General features: G+C 69.8%; 15 protein-coding genes. 5 read left to right on the forward strand and 10 right to left on the reverse strand.

Annotated elements, in window-relative coordinates; genetic code table 11:
* The 3 genes from JOD27_RS39525 to JOD27_RS39535 all read left to right on the forward strand — a co-directional run.
* Positions 1 to 327: HNH endonuclease signature motif containing protein (locus JOD27_RS39525; protein WP_204767493.1), on the forward strand; the 327-nt coding region annotated here is incomplete at its 5' end.
* A gap of 737 nt (positions 328 to 1064) precedes the next feature.
* Positions 1065 to 1337, forward strand: coding sequence for a hypothetical protein (locus JOD27_RS39530; RefSeq protein ID WP_204767494.1), 273 nt, complete (start codon positions 1065 to 1067; stop codon positions 1335 to 1337).
* Between the two features lie 169 nt (positions 1338 to 1506).
* A complete protein-coding gene (locus JOD27_RS39535) occupies positions 1507 to 1788 on the forward strand; it encodes a hypothetical protein (RefSeq protein ID WP_204767495.1) in 282 nt (93 codons plus the stop codon).
* On the opposite strand, the gene JOD27_RS39540 is transcribed toward JOD27_RS39535, so the two are convergent.
* Together JOD27_RS39540 and JOD27_RS39545 are read right to left on the reverse strand one after the other, a co-directional pair.
* Positions 1781 to 4465, reverse strand: a complete 2685-nt coding sequence (locus JOD27_RS39540) for an AfsR/SARP family transcriptional regulator (RefSeq protein WP_204767496.1) — start codon at positions 4463 to 4465, stop codon at positions 1781 to 1783. The genes JOD27_RS39535 and JOD27_RS39540 overlap by 8 nt on opposite strands.
* Positions 4466 to 4746: 281 nt before the next feature.
* On the reverse strand, positions 4747 to 5472 hold the full coding sequence (locus tag JOD27_RS39545; protein WP_204767497.1) for a YqjF family protein: 726 nt from the start codon (positions 5470 to 5472) through the stop codon (positions 4747 to 4749).
* A 77-nt stretch (positions 5473 to 5549) separates the two neighbouring features.
* On the opposite strand from JOD27_RS39545, the gene JOD27_RS39550 reads away from it, so the two are divergent.
* Positions 5550 to 6857, forward strand: a complete 1308-nt coding sequence (locus JOD27_RS39550; RefSeq protein WP_204767498.1) for a nucleobase:cation symporter-2 family protein — start codon at positions 5550 to 5552, stop codon at positions 6855 to 6857.
* Here JOD27_RS39550 and JOD27_RS39555 read toward each other — a convergent pair.
* The 7 genes from JOD27_RS39555 to JOD27_RS39585 all read right to left on the reverse strand — a co-directional run bounded on the left by JOD27_RS39555 (position 6848) and on the right by JOD27_RS39585 (position 14624).
* Positions 6848 to 7396, reverse strand: coding sequence for a hypothetical protein (locus JOD27_RS39555; RefSeq protein ID WP_204767499.1), 549 nt, complete (start codon positions 7394 to 7396; stop codon positions 6848 to 6850). The two genes, JOD27_RS39550 and JOD27_RS39555, sit on opposite strands and share 10 nt — an antisense overlap.
* Positions 7397 to 7419: 23 nt before the next feature.
* The gene (locus JOD27_RS39560) at positions 7420 to 9738 is read right to left on the reverse strand and encodes a glycoside hydrolase family 3 protein (protein ID WP_204767500.1); all 2319 of its coding nucleotides are present in this window, start codon (positions 9736 to 9738) and stop codon (positions 7420 to 7422) included.
* Between the two features lie 118 nt (positions 9739 to 9856).
* Positions 9857 to 10228, reverse strand: a complete 372-nt coding sequence (locus tag JOD27_RS39565; protein ID WP_204767501.1) for a cupin domain-containing protein — start codon at positions 10226 to 10228, stop codon at positions 9857 to 9859.
* A gap of 9 nt (positions 10229 to 10237) precedes the next feature.
* Entirely contained in the window at positions 10238 to 10822 is a 585-nt protein-coding gene (locus JOD27_RS39570) for a hypothetical protein (RefSeq protein ID WP_307830595.1), read from the reverse strand.
* Positions 10809 to 12416 (reverse strand): vWA domain-containing protein, encoded by a 1608-nt coding sequence (locus JOD27_RS39575; protein WP_204767502.1) that lies wholly within the window; start codon positions 12414 to 12416, stop codon positions 10809 to 10811. Before JOD27_RS39575 ends, JOD27_RS39570 begins: the two co-directional genes overlap by 14 nt.
* Positions 12413 to 13549, reverse strand: a complete 1137-nt coding sequence (locus tag JOD27_RS39580) for a toxic anion resistance protein (protein WP_204767503.1) — start codon at positions 13547 to 13549, stop codon at positions 12413 to 12415. Before JOD27_RS39580 ends, JOD27_RS39575 begins: the two co-directional genes overlap by 4 nt.
* A gap of 1 nt (position 13550) precedes the next feature.
* Entirely contained in the window at positions 13551 to 14624 is a 1074-nt protein-coding gene (locus JOD27_RS39585) for a hypothetical protein (protein WP_204767504.1), read from the reverse strand.
* Between the two features lie 124 nt (positions 14625 to 14748).
* On the opposite strand from JOD27_RS39585, the gene JOD27_RS39590 reads away from it, so the two are divergent.
* Complete coding sequence (locus JOD27_RS39590) at positions 14749 to 15081, forward strand: YciI family protein (RefSeq protein WP_204767505.1); 333 nt, start codon at positions 14749 to 14751, stop codon at positions 15079 to 15081.
* Here JOD27_RS39590 and JOD27_RS39595 read toward each other — a convergent pair.
* A complete protein-coding gene (locus JOD27_RS39595; protein ID WP_204767506.1) occupies positions 15067 to 15450 on the reverse strand; it encodes a VOC family protein in 384 nt (127 codons plus the stop codon). The genes JOD27_RS39590 and JOD27_RS39595 overlap by 15 nt on opposite strands.
* Positions 15451 to 15463 lie beyond the last annotated feature (13 nt).

Consider the following 15463-nt stretch of genomic DNA (forward strand, 5'->3'; position numbering starts at 1 on the left):
CGCTCCCAGCCGCTCAACGTCGGCCGCCGGTCCCGGCTGTTCACCTCCGCCATCCGCCGCGCCCTGGTCGCCCGCGACCACGGCTGCGCCTTCCCGGGTTGTGGGCGTCCGCCGAAGCACTGCGACGCCCACCACATCCAGCACTGGGCCGACGGCGGCGACACCTCCCTCGACAACGGGGTGCTGCTGTGCCGCCACCACCACACCCTCATCCACCGCAGCGGCTGGGACGTCACGATCGAACACGGCATGCCGGTCTTCTACCCGCCCGCCTGGCTCGACCCCGAACGCAGACCCAGACACAACCAGCTCCACACCGCCGCCTAACCCCGACCGAGGGACGCGAGCGGACCCCACCACCCACGTCGACCGCCACGGCCGTGCAGCAAGCCCCACCACGGCCGTGGCACAACCATGCCCACATTCGAGCAGGTGCCGGACAAGGCCACGACAGCGACAAGCGATGACACGGGCGAGGCGCTGGCACCAGGCAAGCAGTGGCATCGGAAAGCACAGCCATCGGCAAAGCCGAAGACAAGAACCGATCCCACTATGGCAGTGCGAAGCGAACCGCAAAGACCCGCCGCCCCGCACGGCCAACGGCGAAGCCGAAGCCACACCCGAAACCGCGATGCGAAGCGAGCCGGACAGGGCAATACAAAACCGGGAAGCGGTAATTCCCGGAACCCGACCGCACAAACGCGACCACGCACGCTCGCGATTGGTGCTTGACTTTGGGTGCGAGGTGCTACCGTGTTCGGATCGGCCGGGCGCTTTACCTGCCCGGCTTTTAGAGGCCGACCAGCGCCTCGCAAGGGCCCCGAAGTCAAGCGCCAATCGCAATCGTCGCGAAGCGGCGATGAAAAACCAGCGCTCGGTAAAAGCCCGCGCAACCACCTACGCAAGGCAACCGGACCGCACAAGCCGACCCCTCCGCTGGAACCGGAACCGACGGTGCCAACCGCACCACTCAGCCCACGCCAGTGGTGCGGGGGAGGGCGACAGCTACGTCTGGTCTCGGCTCGCAGTTGTGGCTGGTACCGGCGCAGACAACGGGACTGCTGGTGCCCGCCGACCACGCCGGGATGGGGTTGCGGGGGACCGTCGCCACCTGTGTGGAGGCCGATCCGGTGTGGGTGCCCGCGTCCAACCGGCTGTGGTCGGACGAGCTTGCGTTCTCGCTGGGGCTGATGCATCTCGGCGGTGGTGATCCGCCCACACGTGCCGACCTGGTGCGGCTGCGTACCGACTCGGTTCACGTGCTGTGTAATGACATCCTGTCCGCGGTGACGTGCATCCGGAACGGTCGGCCGACTGGGTCAGGCTGCTCGCGGTGACCGTCACCGAGGCTGCCGTCGCCGTGACGCGGGGACGCGGCGTTCCGCCGCGATCTGGGCATCGAGCCCAGGTTCCGGGACGCGCGGGCCGCCGCGGCGATCGAGTCGACCGTGGACTCCCCGGTGGATTCAGTGGAGATCTGAAGACTGCTTGGTTAGGGTCGCGGGCATGTCGTACGGATCACCGCGGCAGGCGCCTCCCAAGGGATCCCTGCTCGGTCTCCTCGCACTGGTCCTCGGCGCGTTCGCGGTCGTGGTCACGTTCCTCCCGATCAACCTCGACCTCGCGCGTCCCTATGTCGCGTGGACGTTCGGGTTGCCAGGACTCGTGATCGCGGCTCTCGGCCTGCTCGGGCACCGCAAGGGCAAGCCGATGGCCGCGATCGGCGCGATGTTGTCGCTGCTGGCGTTGGTGATCGGGGCGATCGCGATGACCAACGTGGTCATGTGAGCCGTTCGCGGACCTCGTCTGCTCTGGGCTCGCCCAGTTCCTCGAACAACGTCACCGACTCGAGCCAGCACTTCTCCGCACCGCGCCGGTCACCGAGGCCGTCCAGTGCGAGTCCGAGGTTGTCGAGCGCCTCGGCCTGCCCGTAGAGGTCGCCGATCGCGCGGAACGTCTCCAGCGCGCGGTCGATGTACGACACGGCTTCGGGGAAGTCGAGCAGCCCTCGATGCACCTCGCCGATGTTGTTGAGCAGGATCGCCTCGCTGTACGGGTCCTTGATCTCCTGCCGGAGCTCCAACGCCCGCAGGTAGCGCTCCAGCGCGATGCCGAACCGTCCGGCGTCGGCGTGCACCAGGCCGATGTTGTTCACCAGCACGGCTTCCGAGTGCACGTCGCCGAGCTCGCGTGCGATCTCCGCGGACTGCTCGTAGCACGCCAGCCCGTCGTCGATCCGGCCCTGCACCATGTACGCGATGCCGAGGTTGTTCAATGCCGGCAACTGCCGTGACTTATCTCCGAGAGCACGGAAGATGGCCAGAGCCTGCTGGTAGCACTCGATCGCCTCGTCGTGCCGCCGGACCTCGCGCAGCCCGATGCCGAGCGTGATCAGCATCCGGCCCTCGGCACTGCGATCACCGACCGACCGTGCGGCGGCCAGCGCGACGCTGTGCGTGTCGATCCAGTCGGCCCAGTGCTTGCGCAGGTTGAAGAAGTCCCACAGGCACTGGGCGAGGGAACAGCACTGCTGTGGCAGGCCGTGCTCGGCGGCGTCGCGGATCGCGGCCACCAGGTTGGCCCTTTCCGTGTCGCACCACAGCAACGCGGTGTCGCGGTCTTCGAACGTGCGCGGGTGCACGGCCGGGTCCGCGGCGCCGATCTCCAGCTTCCGCACGGGGTTGAGCTGGAGTTCGGCGTGCCACGACGTGTGGACGTACCAGTCCAGCACCCGGCGCCGCGCCAGATCCCTGGCAGGAGGCGGTTCCGCGGCCATGACCTGCTCGACGGCGTACGCGCGCAACAGGTCGTGCAGCCCGTAACGGCCGGGCGTGTGCTGCTGGAGGAGGTGTTCGTCGAGCAACGTCTCCAGCAGGTCTTCGGTCTCGTAGGCGGTCAGTCCGGCAAGGGCGGCGGCGGACTCGGCTGTGACGTCCTCGCCGGGGTGGAGCCCGAGGAGCCGGAATAATCGCCGCTGGTTGTCCGGCAACGCCTGGTAGGAGAGGTCGAACACGCCTCGCGCGCCGACACCACCCCGTTCCAGCTGCGCCACCAGGTCCCGCAAAGTCCACTGTGGACGGCGCGCGAGTCGTTTGGCGGCCAGCGCCACCGCGATCGGCAGGTGGCCGCACAGCTCGGCGACCCGTTCCGCGGCCTCGCGGTCGGCGTGCACCCGGTCGTCACCGGCGATGCGGGAGAGCAGCGCGACGGCCTCTCCCGGTGTGAAGACGTCCAGGAAGAGCGACTTCACGCCGTCCAGCTTCAGCAGCGTGCGGCGGCTGGTGATCAGCACGAGACAGCTCGCGCTGCCCGGCAGCAACGGCCGGACCTGGTCCTCGCCCGCCGCGTTGTCGACCAGCACCAACGCCCGTTTGCCCGCCAGCCGGTCGCGGTACAGCGCCGCCCGTGCCTCGAGCGACTCCGGGATCTGCCCGCCGGGCACGCCCAGTAGACGGAGGAAGCTCTCCAGCACTGCGGCGGGATCGGAGGGCAGTTCGTCCGGATCGAACCCGTGCAGGTCCGCCCACAGCTGCACGTCCGGATACCGCGGCACGAGCTGATGTGCCGCCCGGACGGCGAGTTTCGTCTTGCCGACACCGGCCATGCCCTCGATCGCGGAGATCACGACGGTCGTCTGCGGCCCCGGCTCGCACAGCCTGCGCAGCTCGGCCTCGCGTCCGGTGAACTCGGCGATGTCCATGGGCAGCTGGCGATGCGCGTTCAACGCGGCAGGCGAGGGCGTCCGGCTCTCGAGGATCACCTGCTGCAACTGCCGCAGCCGGGCGCCCGGTTCGACACCGATCTGCTCGACGATGTGCTTGCGGGCGGCCGCAAAGGCTTCCAGCGCCTCGCCGCGGCGGCCGGAGCGGTCGAGCGCCAGCATCAGCTGCGCCCACAGCTCCTCGCGCAACGGGTGCTGCCCGGTCTCCCGCCGCAGCCTGTCGATCACGTCGTCGAACCGGCCCAGTTCCAGCGCCGCCTTCGCGTACCGCTCGACCGCGGCCAGCCTGCGTTCCTGCAGCCGGGTGAACTCCGCGCGCAGCAACGGTCCCGCGCTCAGCTCGGCGGTCGGGGTGCCGCGCCACCTGGCGAGCGCCTGGGCGAAGAGCTCCGCCGCAGCCTCGACGTCGGCTTCCGCGAGAGCTTCCTCGCCCTGGCGCACGAGCTCGTCGAACGCGTCGAGGTCGAGCTCACCCGGCTCGACGACGAGCTGATAACCGTGGCCGGGCCTGGTGATCAGCCGGTCGCCGAGGACCTTGCGCAGTCCCGCCACGTACGTGCGGAGGTTCGACTCGGGCGAAACCGGCGGAGAGTCCCAGACCGCCTCGGTGAGCTGTGCGACGCTGACCGCCTGGTTGGCGTGCAGCAACAGCATCGTGAGTACCGCTCGCTGCCGGGGTCCGCCCAGCTCCAGCTGTGTGCCCGTCCGCCGTGCCGCCAGCGATCCGAGCAACAGGAACTCCACAGGTGCATCTCCTCGGTCGTTCGGGGTCGAGCCATCCTCGCGTACTCCGGATGCTCTGTGCGCCGCCTGGGCGAAATCTGTGCGCGGCGCCTGGCACCTTTGTACCCAGATCCGGTACCTGCGCCGCCGGGCCCGAACTCCCGGGACAGGGGGTCGGCGCAGTTGCCGGGTCCGGTTCCCCCAAGAACCCGGCCGGCGTGTGAAAGTCACCGCGCACGTCGGCCACCTTTGGACCGGTGGCCTGGTCGGGTCCCCCAGACTGCGCTGGGCCACCACCCGAACTACGCGGGCACCGGCACGCCGAACCGCACCGGCACACCAGGCGAGTGCAGCACACTGACCGGTGGCCCCGCCGGGTTTCCCAGACCGGCCGCCGCCACCAGCCCGTCGTCCAGCTCGACCAGCTCCGCCGCGTGCAGCGGCCACTCGGGATGATCGTTCGGCAGGTAGAGCGTCCGTCCATGCCACGCGACGTGCAGACCCCACCTCGCCGTCAGGAAGCGGTCCAGCTCGCCGGCCACCACCTCGGGCCCGACCCGGACGACCGCGCGGCTGGAGGCGCCGCGAGGGCCCGGCCAGATGCGCCGACAGGTGTAGGTGAGCAGGTCGCCAGAGCGTTCCAGCCGCATCGCCGACCACTTGTACGGCAGCCGCGCGCTGACCTGGGCGCCGAGCACGGGCACCAGCCTGCTCGCGTCGAGCGACAGGAACACCACCCCGCGCCTGCCCAGCGCGTCGACCGAGTAGAGCCGGACGTTGGTCTCGCAGAACGTTCCCACGTAAGGCAATCGCGGCCCGACCCGGCCGCCGATCGGGTGCATCCGGAACGGCACCAGCCCGATGTAGGTGACGCCGTCCAGCACATCCGGACGGGTGCCTGCGGGCAGGAACCCCGCGACCGACTCCGGCGGCACGGCCCAGTGGAGGAACGTGACGTCACGCCACCACTGGCCGACCGCCGCGAACCGCACAGGCCGCGGAGTCAACGCCGTCACCGGCTCCGTCATGCCTCGAACGTACCGCTGAGCGGGCGACTTCTCGCCGACGTGACGTCACCGCAACCCGGAGGGTCTACGAAAGGCACATGGAGACCGCCCTGAAGCAATCGGTCGACGAGGTGTTGCCACCCGCGCGGCTCGGGTTGCTCGGTTTGCAGCACGTCCTCGCCATGTACACCGGCTGCGTCACGGTGCCGCTCGTCTTCGGCGCCGCCGCGGGCCTCGACACCCACACGATCGGCCTGCTGGTCAACGCCGACCTCCTGGTGGCCGGCCTGATCACGATGCTGCAGGCACTCGGCATCGGCAACGTCCTGGGCGTCCGGCTGCCGGTCGTGGCGGGGGCGACGTTCACCGCCGTGACACCGATGATCCTGATCGCCGGGCAGTACGGCGTGCAGGCCGTCTACGGGTCGATGCTCGCCGCCGGTGTGTTCGGCATCCTGATAGCGGTGCCGTTCGCACGCGCCGTGCGGTTCTTCCCGCCCGTGGTGACCGGATCGGTGATCACGGTGATCGGGTTGTCGTTGATCGGTGTCGCGGCCGGGTTGATCACCGGTCAGGAGTCGGCTCCTGGCTACGCCGCGCCTTCGAAGCTGGCGCTGGCGTTCGGCATCGTGCTGGTCATCGTGCTCGTCGGGCGGTTCGCGCGTGGTCTGATCGGCCAGCTGGGCGTGCTGATCGGGCTGGTCGGCGGCACGATCGCGGCGATCTTCCTGGGTATGACGGACTTTTCGAACGTCGGTGGCGCCGCGTGGCTCGGGATCGCCGCTCCGTTCCACTTCGGCGCGCCGCAGTTCCCGTTGGCCGCCGTGATCTCCATGTGTGTCGTGATGCTGGTGACCTTCACCGAGTCGACCGCCTCGATGCTCGCGGTGGGGGAGATGACGGGCCGTCCGGTCACCTCACGTGATCTCGCCCGCGGTCTTGCCGCCGAGGGTGTGTCCGGAGTGCTGGGCGGTGTAATGAACGGGTTCCTGGACACCGTTTTCGGCCAGAACGTGGGCCTGGTAGGGATCACGAAGGTGAGCAGCCGGTACGTCGCCGCGGTCGCCGGCGGGATTCTGGTGGTGCTGGGCCTGATCCCGAAGCTCGGCGAGATCGTCGCGGCCCTGCCCGGCCCGGTGGTCGGTGCGGCCGGGCTGGTCATGTTCGCGACCGTCGCGGCGCTGGGCATCGGCATCCTGCGCAGGGTCGAGTTCGAGAACACCGGAAACCTGCTGATCGTCGCGGTGACGATCGGCGTCGGGCTGCTGCCGGTCGTGGCGCCGAAGATCTACCACTCGTTTCCCGCGTGGGCACAGGTGATCACCGGTAGCGCCATCACGAGCGCGGCGCTGACCGCCTTCGTGCTGAACCTGTTGTTCAACCACACCGGGCGGGGTCAGCGGTGAACCGGAGCGTCGGCGGGTAGTCCGAACGCGGCGCGGGCCTTGTCCCTCGTCGCGTTCTCCAGGTTCCGGACTTCGCTCGCCTGCAGCCGATGCAGCTTCTTGGCTCCGATCCAGGAGAAGTTGGCCTCCACCCACCGCGCGTACAGGGACCCGTCGCCAGGGGACTCCACTCGAAGTACCTCGACGGGTTTGGGTGGTGATGTCACGATGGCGAGCTTCGGACCTGCCTCACCGCTGCTGTTGAGCAGTTCGCCGTTCACTGCGGCGAACTGGTTGCACATCGTCAGGAAACCGACCTCGGACTCGTCGCGGCCCTGATCCTCTTCGATCACCCGGACCTCGCAGAACCACCGCGCCCGCTGATCCCGGGAGCCCCAGTGGTTCTGCTCGAGATGGTCGGCGATCGATCTTTGCAGGGCCAGCTCCCGCGCGGGGTCCACGGTCGAGCGGCCGAACACCGCCCAGTACCCGACCGCCAACACGACCACAGCGCCGAGCGCGACGAGCAGACGTCCGCGCCGAACCGGAACGAGTCGCATGACCTGAGGACGTCCGGCGTTGCCTACGGTTCCAGGGTGACCCGGACATCGCCCAGGCCGCGGGCGATCAGCAGCTCGCCGCCTCGCAGCGGTTGCCAGCCGTCCTGCCAGATCCTCTGCACACGTTGGGAGCACGGCACCTCGACCCGCACGGTCTCGCCCGCCGCGACGTCCGCGACCGCCCAGCCGATCAGCCGCACGGGTTCGTCATCAGGCCGCAGGTACACCTGGACGACCTCACGCCCGGCCCGTTCGCCGGTGTTGGTGAGCGACACCGACACCGTGTCGGTCACACCGTCCACAGTGGACCTCGCGGCCTCGCCGTACTCCCACGTCGTGTAGCCGAGTCCGTGGCCGAACCAGAACAACGGCTCGGACGCGCCGCGGTAGCCGATCGCCGTGCCTTCGTCGTAGGGCAAGGCGCCGTTGACCGGCACCGGGGTCGGCGCGTCGGCGTCCGCTCGTGGGAACGTGGTGACGAGCCGCCCGGCCGGTTCGATCTCGCCGAGCAACGCGGCCGCCACGGCGTCACCGGCCTCCTGCCCGGGCAACCCCGCCCACAGCACGGCGTCGACCTGCTCGAGCCACGGCATCAGCACGGGCGTCGCGGCGTTCACCACGACCACCGTGCGTTTCGCGGCCGCCGCCACCGCCGCGACCAGCGCGTCCTGCTCGCCGGGCAACGCCAGCGTGGTCTTGTCGAAACCCTCGGTCTCCTGCTCCTCGGTCAGGCCGACGACGACCACAGCGACGTCCGCCTCGCGCGCGGCCCGCACCGCGGCGTCGATCGCGTCGGCGGCAGGGCGGCCGACCGGCTGGGTGATCAGGCCGACCAGCGCCGCGGCCTCGCGCACGCGAGCCGTGATCCGATCACCGGGCGACACCAGGACCTCGGTCGTCCAGAACGGCGGCTTCAGCAGCGCTTCCTCGACCACGCCGTCCGCCCACGCCAGGCGCGTCGTGTGTCGCTCACCGGCGACCTCCAGTGTCCAGGCGCCGAACCCGCGCACGCCGACCAGCATCCGTCCCGGTTCGTCCAGCACGGCCTCGCCGGACACCTCGATCGACGCGGCACCCTGCGCCCATCCGCCGTACGCCGCGAGCTCGGCGATCTCCATCTCGCGTGACGCCAGCACCTCGCCGGACACGTCGAACGTCGTGGCACGGATGTCGCGCAGCACACCGGGACCGGGAGCGGCGTACCGCTGCCTGACCTCCACACCGTCCACAACGGACACACGATCGCCCCTCAACGAGACCAGGCCGTCGGCGATGCTGATGACGTGCGGCGGCCGCAGCCCGGCGGAGCCACCGCCCTGCGCGACCGTGTCGATCGCGTGCCGGCCGATCAGCGCGACCTTGGGTGCGTCGAGCGGCAGCACACCGTTGTTCGTCAACACTGTCATGCCACCCGCGGCGAACCTGCGCAGCTGCTCACGCCTGGTCGCGCTGTCGGGCGCCGGAACGTCGGAGGGCCACTTGCGCTCGGTGCCGAACGCACCGGTGCGTTGGGCGAGAAGCAGCAGGCGGCGCAGGTGGTCGTCGATGGTCGACTCGGCGACCTCTCCCGCCTGCACAGCCGCGACCAGCTTGTCCTCCCACGGCCCGCCGGGGCCGGGCATCACCAGGTCGAGTCCGCCGTTGGCGCTCTGGGCGGTCGACGAGGTGGCGAACCAGTCGGACATGACCAGCCCGTCGAAGCCCCACTCGCCCTTCAGCACGCCCTGCACCAGCTCGGTGTGCTCGGTCGCCGGAACACCGTTGACCTTGTTGTAGGCAGCCATGATCGCCCACGGCGAGGCGTCCTCGACGACGATCTCGAACGGCAGCAGGTACACCTCGCGCAACGTCTTCGCGTCCAGCTCCGAGCTCGCCGTGCGCCGTTCGGTCTCGGACTCGTTGGCGACGTAGTGCTTCGGCGTCGCCGCGATGCCCTTGCCCTGCAGGCCCCGCACGTACGCGGCGGCGAGCGCGCCGGTCAGCAGCGGATCCTCGCTGTAGGCCTCGAACAGCCGCCCGCCGAGCGGCGTGCGGTGCAGGTTGATCGTCGGGCCGAGCACCACGTGCACGCGTTGCGCGGCCGCCTCGTCCGCGAGCACCTCGCCGACCTCGCGGGCCAGCGCGGTGTCCCAGTGCTGGGCGAGCAACGTGGCGTTGGGCAGCAGGCAGGCGATCGTCCCGCCCCGCAGCTCGGCACCGCGGACACCGGTCGGGCCGTCGGACAGCTTCAGCGGTGCGAGCCCGATCTCCGGCTCCGGCCAGAGGGCGAAGAGCGCGGAACCGGTCAGCAGCCGCACCTTCCGCGGAAGGTCCAGACTCGCGATCGCCTTCTCGATGTCCATGTGGTCGAGCGCACCAGATCGGGCGCCTGCGGTCAACGCGCCCAGGCCCGGAGAAAGGTGCCGGTTGATGTCGAGTTGGTGGTACTCGTAGACGCCATCAGAGCCGACGGCGACGTCGTCAGGCCTGATGCGGGAACATCGCGAACGACAGGTCGTCCGTGAGCGGCGTGGACACGTGACCTTCGCCCTCGGTGTCCTCGAAGGACAGCAGTGCGCCCGGCCCGAACTCGCGGCGTTCCCCGTTCGACACCGTGACGGTCGCCCTGCCGGTCAGCACCACGAGCCACTGCTTGCGCGGCGCGACGTGCGGCTCCCACTCGGGCGTGCCGCCCGACGGCTGCTCCACGACGAGCATTGAGGACGCGGGAAACGGCCCCGACACGAGCAGCGGCGGCACACCCTCGACCGTGACCGTCGGCGTGCCTGCCACCTCGACGTCCTCGAAGGCCGATTTGCCGTTCTCGTCGGCGAAAATCCTGACGTAACGCATGATCGGAGGCTACTCGCGATCTTCGAGGTACCGGGTGTGATCGGCCTGGCGTTGCGCGTCGGCCGCGTGGAACCGTTCCGCCACCCGGACGGCGTCGGCCCGCAGCAAGTCCAGCTGCCGCACCAGTTCCGCACCCGAACCGCGAGCGGCGGCGTACCACCACGGGAGGTTCAGGTAGGTCTGGATCGACAGCGGCAGGTCGGTGCCGACGAGCCGGGTGACGGCGTGCAGGGCGTCCGGGTCGGCGCGGAGCTCGCGCGGACGGTCGAGCATGCCGCGCAGGACCTCGGCGATCTCCGCCAGCTTCGGCGCCACCTCGCCGGGGACGCGGCCACCGAAGCCGCGCACCCGGTGCACCAGCGTGTCCAGCTCGGTGCGCAGCCGGCCTGCTTCCTCCTCCGGATCGGTCACCAGGATGATCCGGTCGGACGGCGCGGCGAGCGCGCCCACCCCGTACAGGCCGGTCACGACGAGGATCCAGTAGGAGCCTGCCACTCCGGCGAAGTGCAGGCCGAGGCCGATCAGGCCGCCGGCGCAGCCCGCGAGGTTCTTCCAGGACGCCAGGTAGCGCAGCACCGGGTTACTGGTAGCCACGGATCTCCTTGAACGCCGCGGAGAGCGAGCGGCTGCGGGCGTCGAACACCTTGCCACCGCTGATCTTCGCCAGCCGGTCCATCTCGGCGGTGGCGCTCTCGCCGAACAGCACGGGGAAGATCGGGATGTCCTTCAGGTTCTGCTGCAGGTTTCGGTGGAACTGCTCGAAGTCGTCGATGCCCTCGTTGCCGGTGTTCTCGCCGTCGGTCATCAGCACGATCGACGTGAACCTGTCGGGATCGGCGTTGATCTGCTCGCGCAGCACGTCGTAACCGTCGCGCAGACTGCTGTAGATGGCCGTGCCACCAGCCGCGTCGAGCGCGGTGGCGGTGCCGCGGATCTGGTCGAGGACCGGGCGCGGGCTGTCGGCGGGCACCTCGTACTTCAGCGGCGGGCGCGCGGTGCTGTTGAACGGCAGCAACGTCACCTGCTCGCGGCCGTGGAACCGGTTGAACTTCCCGGCGAGCGAGGAGTCGGCGCCGGTCAGCCCGACCAGTGCCTGCCGGAGGCCGTCGATGCGGTCGCCCTGCATCGAGCCGGACGTGTCGAGCACGTAGAGCGTGCGGGACGGGCGGCGCAGCTGGTCGAAGTACGTGGTGATCAGACCGTCCACAGCGGACTGACTGCCGGGGAACGGGAGTTCGACGAGGTCCTTCACCGCGAACTTCACGTCCGGCTGCACCTGCGGGACGGCGGGGCGGCGGTGCGTGGAGTCCATGATCCTGCGCTGGACGTCGGCGCCGCGCAGGTGCTCGGAGAGCTTTCGGTGGGCCTCGCGGGCTTCTGAGCTCGCGGAGGTGAGCAGCGTGAGCGGGTAGTCCGCGGTCACGACGCCGTCGTTCGGGTAGATCAGCGTCAACGGTTCGGGCAGCGTCGCGTTGAGGGACAACAACACCGACTCGTAGTTGATCAGACCGTCCACTCCGGCTCCAGGCTCGTTCGCGCGCCGGGCGTAGGCCTCGGACAGCCAGCCGGACGAGCCCGCGGACAGCGTCTGGGCGGAGAAGAACTGCTTGAGCTGCGGGGCGACGGCGTTGACACGTGCCGCGTCGAGGGCCGAGCCCGACCCCGACAACGCGGCCGCGACCCCGACCAGCGCGGAGAAGCCGGAGTTGGAGGCGGACGGGTCGGTCATGCCGTAGGTGAACTTCCGCGCGCCCGCGGCCTGTGCGATCTCGGCCCAGCCGACGCGCCGGCCCTCCCAGCCCAGTTCGCGCACCTTCGCGGCGGGCAGGCCCAGCACGACGGGCGAAGACATGATCTTGGCAGGCGTGCCGAGGCGCTTCTGGGCGTCGGGGACCAGTTCGAGGTAGCGGTTGGAGGAGAACCAGACGGCGTCGAAGCCCTGGTCGGCAGTGCCGTTCGCGACCTTGTCCGCGCCCTCGATCGTGCCGGAGAAGCTGAACTTCACGGTGACGCCGGTGGCTTTGGCCGCCTCGTCGAGGACGGGCTGGAGGTCGGCGAGCTCGCTGCCGGCGAGGACTCGGAGCACGCCGGGAGTGGGGTCGCCGACCGGTCTGGACGGGTCGGCTTCGTCGGAACATCCCGCCAGCAGCGCCAGAACGGCGACCGCGGGGACGAGGCGGCGGTTCATGGTTGCTCCTCAGCGCCGCGCACGCGGCTCAGGTGGTCGTGGGCGCGGCGGATCTCGGCGTCGAGCGCGGACACCGTGCTGGACATCGAGTCGGTCGCGCGGGCCTTGAACGTGTCGATCGCGTCGATCGCGGCGTAGATCTGGTCGAACGAGGTCCGCACCGCCTCGATGCCGACGGCAGGCGTCGCCGCGATGCGCTGGATGTCCTGGCCTTGCAACGACATCAGGTTCGCGTTCGAGCGCAGGATCGAGTCGGTGAGCCCGCGCACGGCGTCGACCTGGTCGATCACCTCGCGCTGCCCGGCCAGCGCCGCCGCCACCGCGACGCCGATCCGCAACGCCGTCACTGTCGTGCTGACCGCGCGTTCGATTCCCTTGATCAGCTCGTCGTTGTTGCGCCGCACCACATCGAGCGCCAGGTAGCCCTGCGCGCACACGGCGAGCTGGGTCAGCAGGTCCTGATGCCGTTGCCGCAACCCGAACAGCACGTCGGCGCGCAACGCCTGAGCGCGGGCGGGATCGGACAGGTCGAAGATCGCCACCTGCCGTTCTACCGCCTCGTCCATCTCGGCTGCGAGCGCGGCGTCCTGCGACAGCTTGGTCATCAGGTCCCACAACCGCTGCCGTTCGCCCTTGATGGCCGCGTTGTCCCGTTTCAGCGCGTCCTGACCGGACCGCAGCTTCAGCACGATGCGGTTGACGGGTTCGTCGGCCGCGCGCAGCCGGGCCAGCAGGCCGCGAGCCGAGTTGCCGCCGGGAATGAAGCCGAGGATCTTGCGACCGGTCAGCTTGGTCAGGTCCTGTGGATCCAGTTCTCGCACCGAACGCCGCAACTCGGCCAGGCTGACCGACACCTGCGCGGACGACGGCGACGAGACCGACGCGAGCGTGCGGTCCAGCAACCGGCCCGCGATCTGGGCCGCCACCCGCATCTCCGCCTCACCGAGCACCAGCGCGTCGTCGACGATCCGGCCGAAGTCGGGCGACTGCGGGTCGACGGCGGCGAGCGCGGAGACGAACGCGGAGGCTTTCTCGGAGAGCGCGGCCTTGTCGGTGATCGGGATCAGCCCGGCAACGCGGTCCACCGGCACCGGCTCGACGGGTTCGGGTGGCGTCAGCACGAAGTCGGCCATGTCAGTACTGCTTCGCGATCGCTTCGAGCATCCGCTCCAGCGTCTCGTGGGCTGGCGGCTCGACGACGTCCACGATCGTCTGCGGCACCGTCAGGTTCTTCTCCTTCACGATGTCGTTGAAGTGCCGGGGATCGGCCGTGCGGAAGCCGAACGTGGCCGCGAGCCTCGCCAGTTCGGCGTCGTTCGACAGCAACTGCCCGACGCGGTCTCCCGGCTCGCGCAAAGGCACCAGCGTGTGCTTGGACAGCACGGTCGGCGCCGGGTAGAGCAGCTTCATGTCCGGCCTGATCGTCGAGTCGCCCCGCACGACCCTGTCGACGAACTGCGCCTCGTACGCCAGCACCAGCGGCGTCTTGCCCATCCCTGCGGACAGGTAGTCCTCGAACGGCCCCTCGCTGCTGCTCTGCGTGTAACCCTGGTCCAGGAACAACTTCGACACGGCCGGCAGCACCTTCGCCTCGGCCTCCTGCGACGACACCACTCCGCCGTTCGCGACGAACGACGTGATCGCCAGGTACATCGCCGCAGAGTTCGAGTCGCGCGGATCCGTCGTCGTCACCAGCAGGTTCTTGCGCGCGGGATACGCGGTGTTGCCCGGCAGCTGATCCCAGCGGGTGCCCCTGGCGGCGAGGTCGAGGTACGCCTGCACGTCGAACGTCCGGTAGCCGGGGCCGGACTTGATCACGCCGGCCCTCGTCAGCAGGTCGGCGATCGGGTCGAACGTCGCGATCACCATCGGCGACGAGAACGGCGCGTACGTCCGCGCGGCCTTGCGATCGCGCTGGATCTTCTCGGCCGCGGGCGCCGACGAGGGGAACGCGAAGTCGTACGAGTTCAGGTCGGTCGCCGTCGCGATCTGCCGCGACCCGGCCGGATCCACCTCGACCTTCAGCCCGTGCTTCGCGAACACGTCCTTGACGCGCTGGTCGGCGAAGAAGGCGAGCTTCTCCGAGCCGATGACGCCGCGCACCGTTTGGAGGCGAGCCGGTTCGTCACCGCCCTGGCCGAGGACGATCGCGATGACCACGCCCGCCAGCAGCACTACCGCCAAACCGATTCCGAGCGTTCTCTTCACGACACTTCGACGCGGTGGCGGCGCCCGCGGTCGCAGCCGCGAGATGAACTCTCGATGAACGGGCCGATGAGTTCCCGACGCCACCCGAGTCGGTACAGATGACCCACGAACAGGAGGTTCAGCCATGAGGTTCGTGACGATCGGCTATGGAGACCGCGAGGGGTACGACCGAACGGACGAGGCCGTCCGCGACGAGGCACACGCGCACGACGAACGGTTGCGCGCGGCGGGAGCGGAGATGGGGATCGCCGGGAAACCAGTGCAGGTCCGCAATCCCGGCAACACCGGGACGATCGTGGACGACGGGCCTTTCCTGCAGTCGGCTCTGCCGGTCGCGGGCTTCGCGATCATCGAGGCCGAGTCGCTGGACGAGGCCGTCAAGCTCGTGTCGAACACTCCGTGCGCGGTCGGCTACGGAGTGGTGGAGGTGTGGCCGTTGCAGTCAGCCCAGGGGTGACCGGTCACCCACGGACCACTTGTGCCCGAACGGATCCGTGAACCCGCCCTGCCGGTGCGTCCCCCACGGCATCTGGTGCTCCACGACCGCCGATCCCACGGCTCCCGCGGCGACGGCACGCGCCACCAACTCGTCGGGGTCGTCGCAGAACACCTCGACGCGGACATGCGTCACGCCGGCCGGGCTGTCCTCCGCGGGGTTGGCGGGGTTGACCTGGTGGACGAGGAAAGGCGCGCCACCGATCGACAGAGCGGCGACGCCGCCGAGGTTCCACAGCTCCGTGGCGCCGAGCGCGGCCTGGTACCAGGCGACCGCCGCATCGGCGTCCGGAACGATCAGCATCACCGAGATGACCGCGGGCTCGGACATGTCGCCCAGCCTG

The sequence above is a fragment of the Lentzea nigeriaca genome, from assembly GCF_016907955.1.
Taxonomy (GTDB): Bacteria; Actinomycetota; Actinomycetes; order Mycobacteriales; family Pseudonocardiaceae; genus Lentzea; species Lentzea nigeriaca.

Bases quoted from the DNA above. Each gene is read 5' to 3' on its own strand.
- JOD27_RS39535 (WP_204767495.1), top strand. From the start codon at position 1,507: ATGTCGTACGGATCACCGCGGCAGGCGCCTCCCAAGGGATCCCTGCTC.
- JOD27_RS39545 (WP_204767497.1), bottom strand. From the start codon at position 5,472: ATGACGGAGCCGGTGACGGCGTTGACTCCGCGGCCTGTGCGGTTCGCG.
- JOD27_RS39550 (WP_204767498.1), top strand. From the start codon at position 5,550: ATGGAGACCGCCCTGAAGCAATCGGTCGACGAGGTGTTGCCACCCGCG.
- JOD27_RS39555 (WP_204767499.1), bottom strand. From the start codon at position 7,396: ATGCGACTCGTTCCGGTTCGGCGCGGACGTCTGCTCGTCGCGCTCGGC.
- JOD27_RS39560 (WP_204767500.1), bottom strand. From the start codon at position 9,738: ATGGACATCGAGAAGGCGATCGCGAGTCTGGACCTTCCGCGGAAGGTG.
- JOD27_RS39565 (WP_204767501.1), bottom strand. From the start codon at position 10,228: ATGCGTTACGTCAGGATTTTCGCCGACGAGAACGGCAAATCGGCCTTC.
- JOD27_RS39575 (WP_204767502.1), bottom strand. From the start codon at position 12,416: ATGAACCGCCGCCTCGTCCCCGCGGTCGCCGTTCTGGCGCTGCTGGCG.
- JOD27_RS39580 (WP_204767503.1), bottom strand. From the start codon at position 13,549: ATGGCCGACTTCGTGCTGACGCCACCCGAACCCGTCGAGCCGGTGCCG.
- JOD27_RS39590 (WP_204767505.1), top strand. From the start codon at position 14,749: ATGAGGTTCGTGACGATCGGCTATGGAGACCGCGAGGGGTACGACCGA.
- JOD27_RS39595 (WP_204767506.1), bottom strand. From the start codon at position 15,450: ATGTCCGAGCCCGCGGTCATCTCGGTGATGCTGATCGTTCCGGACGCC.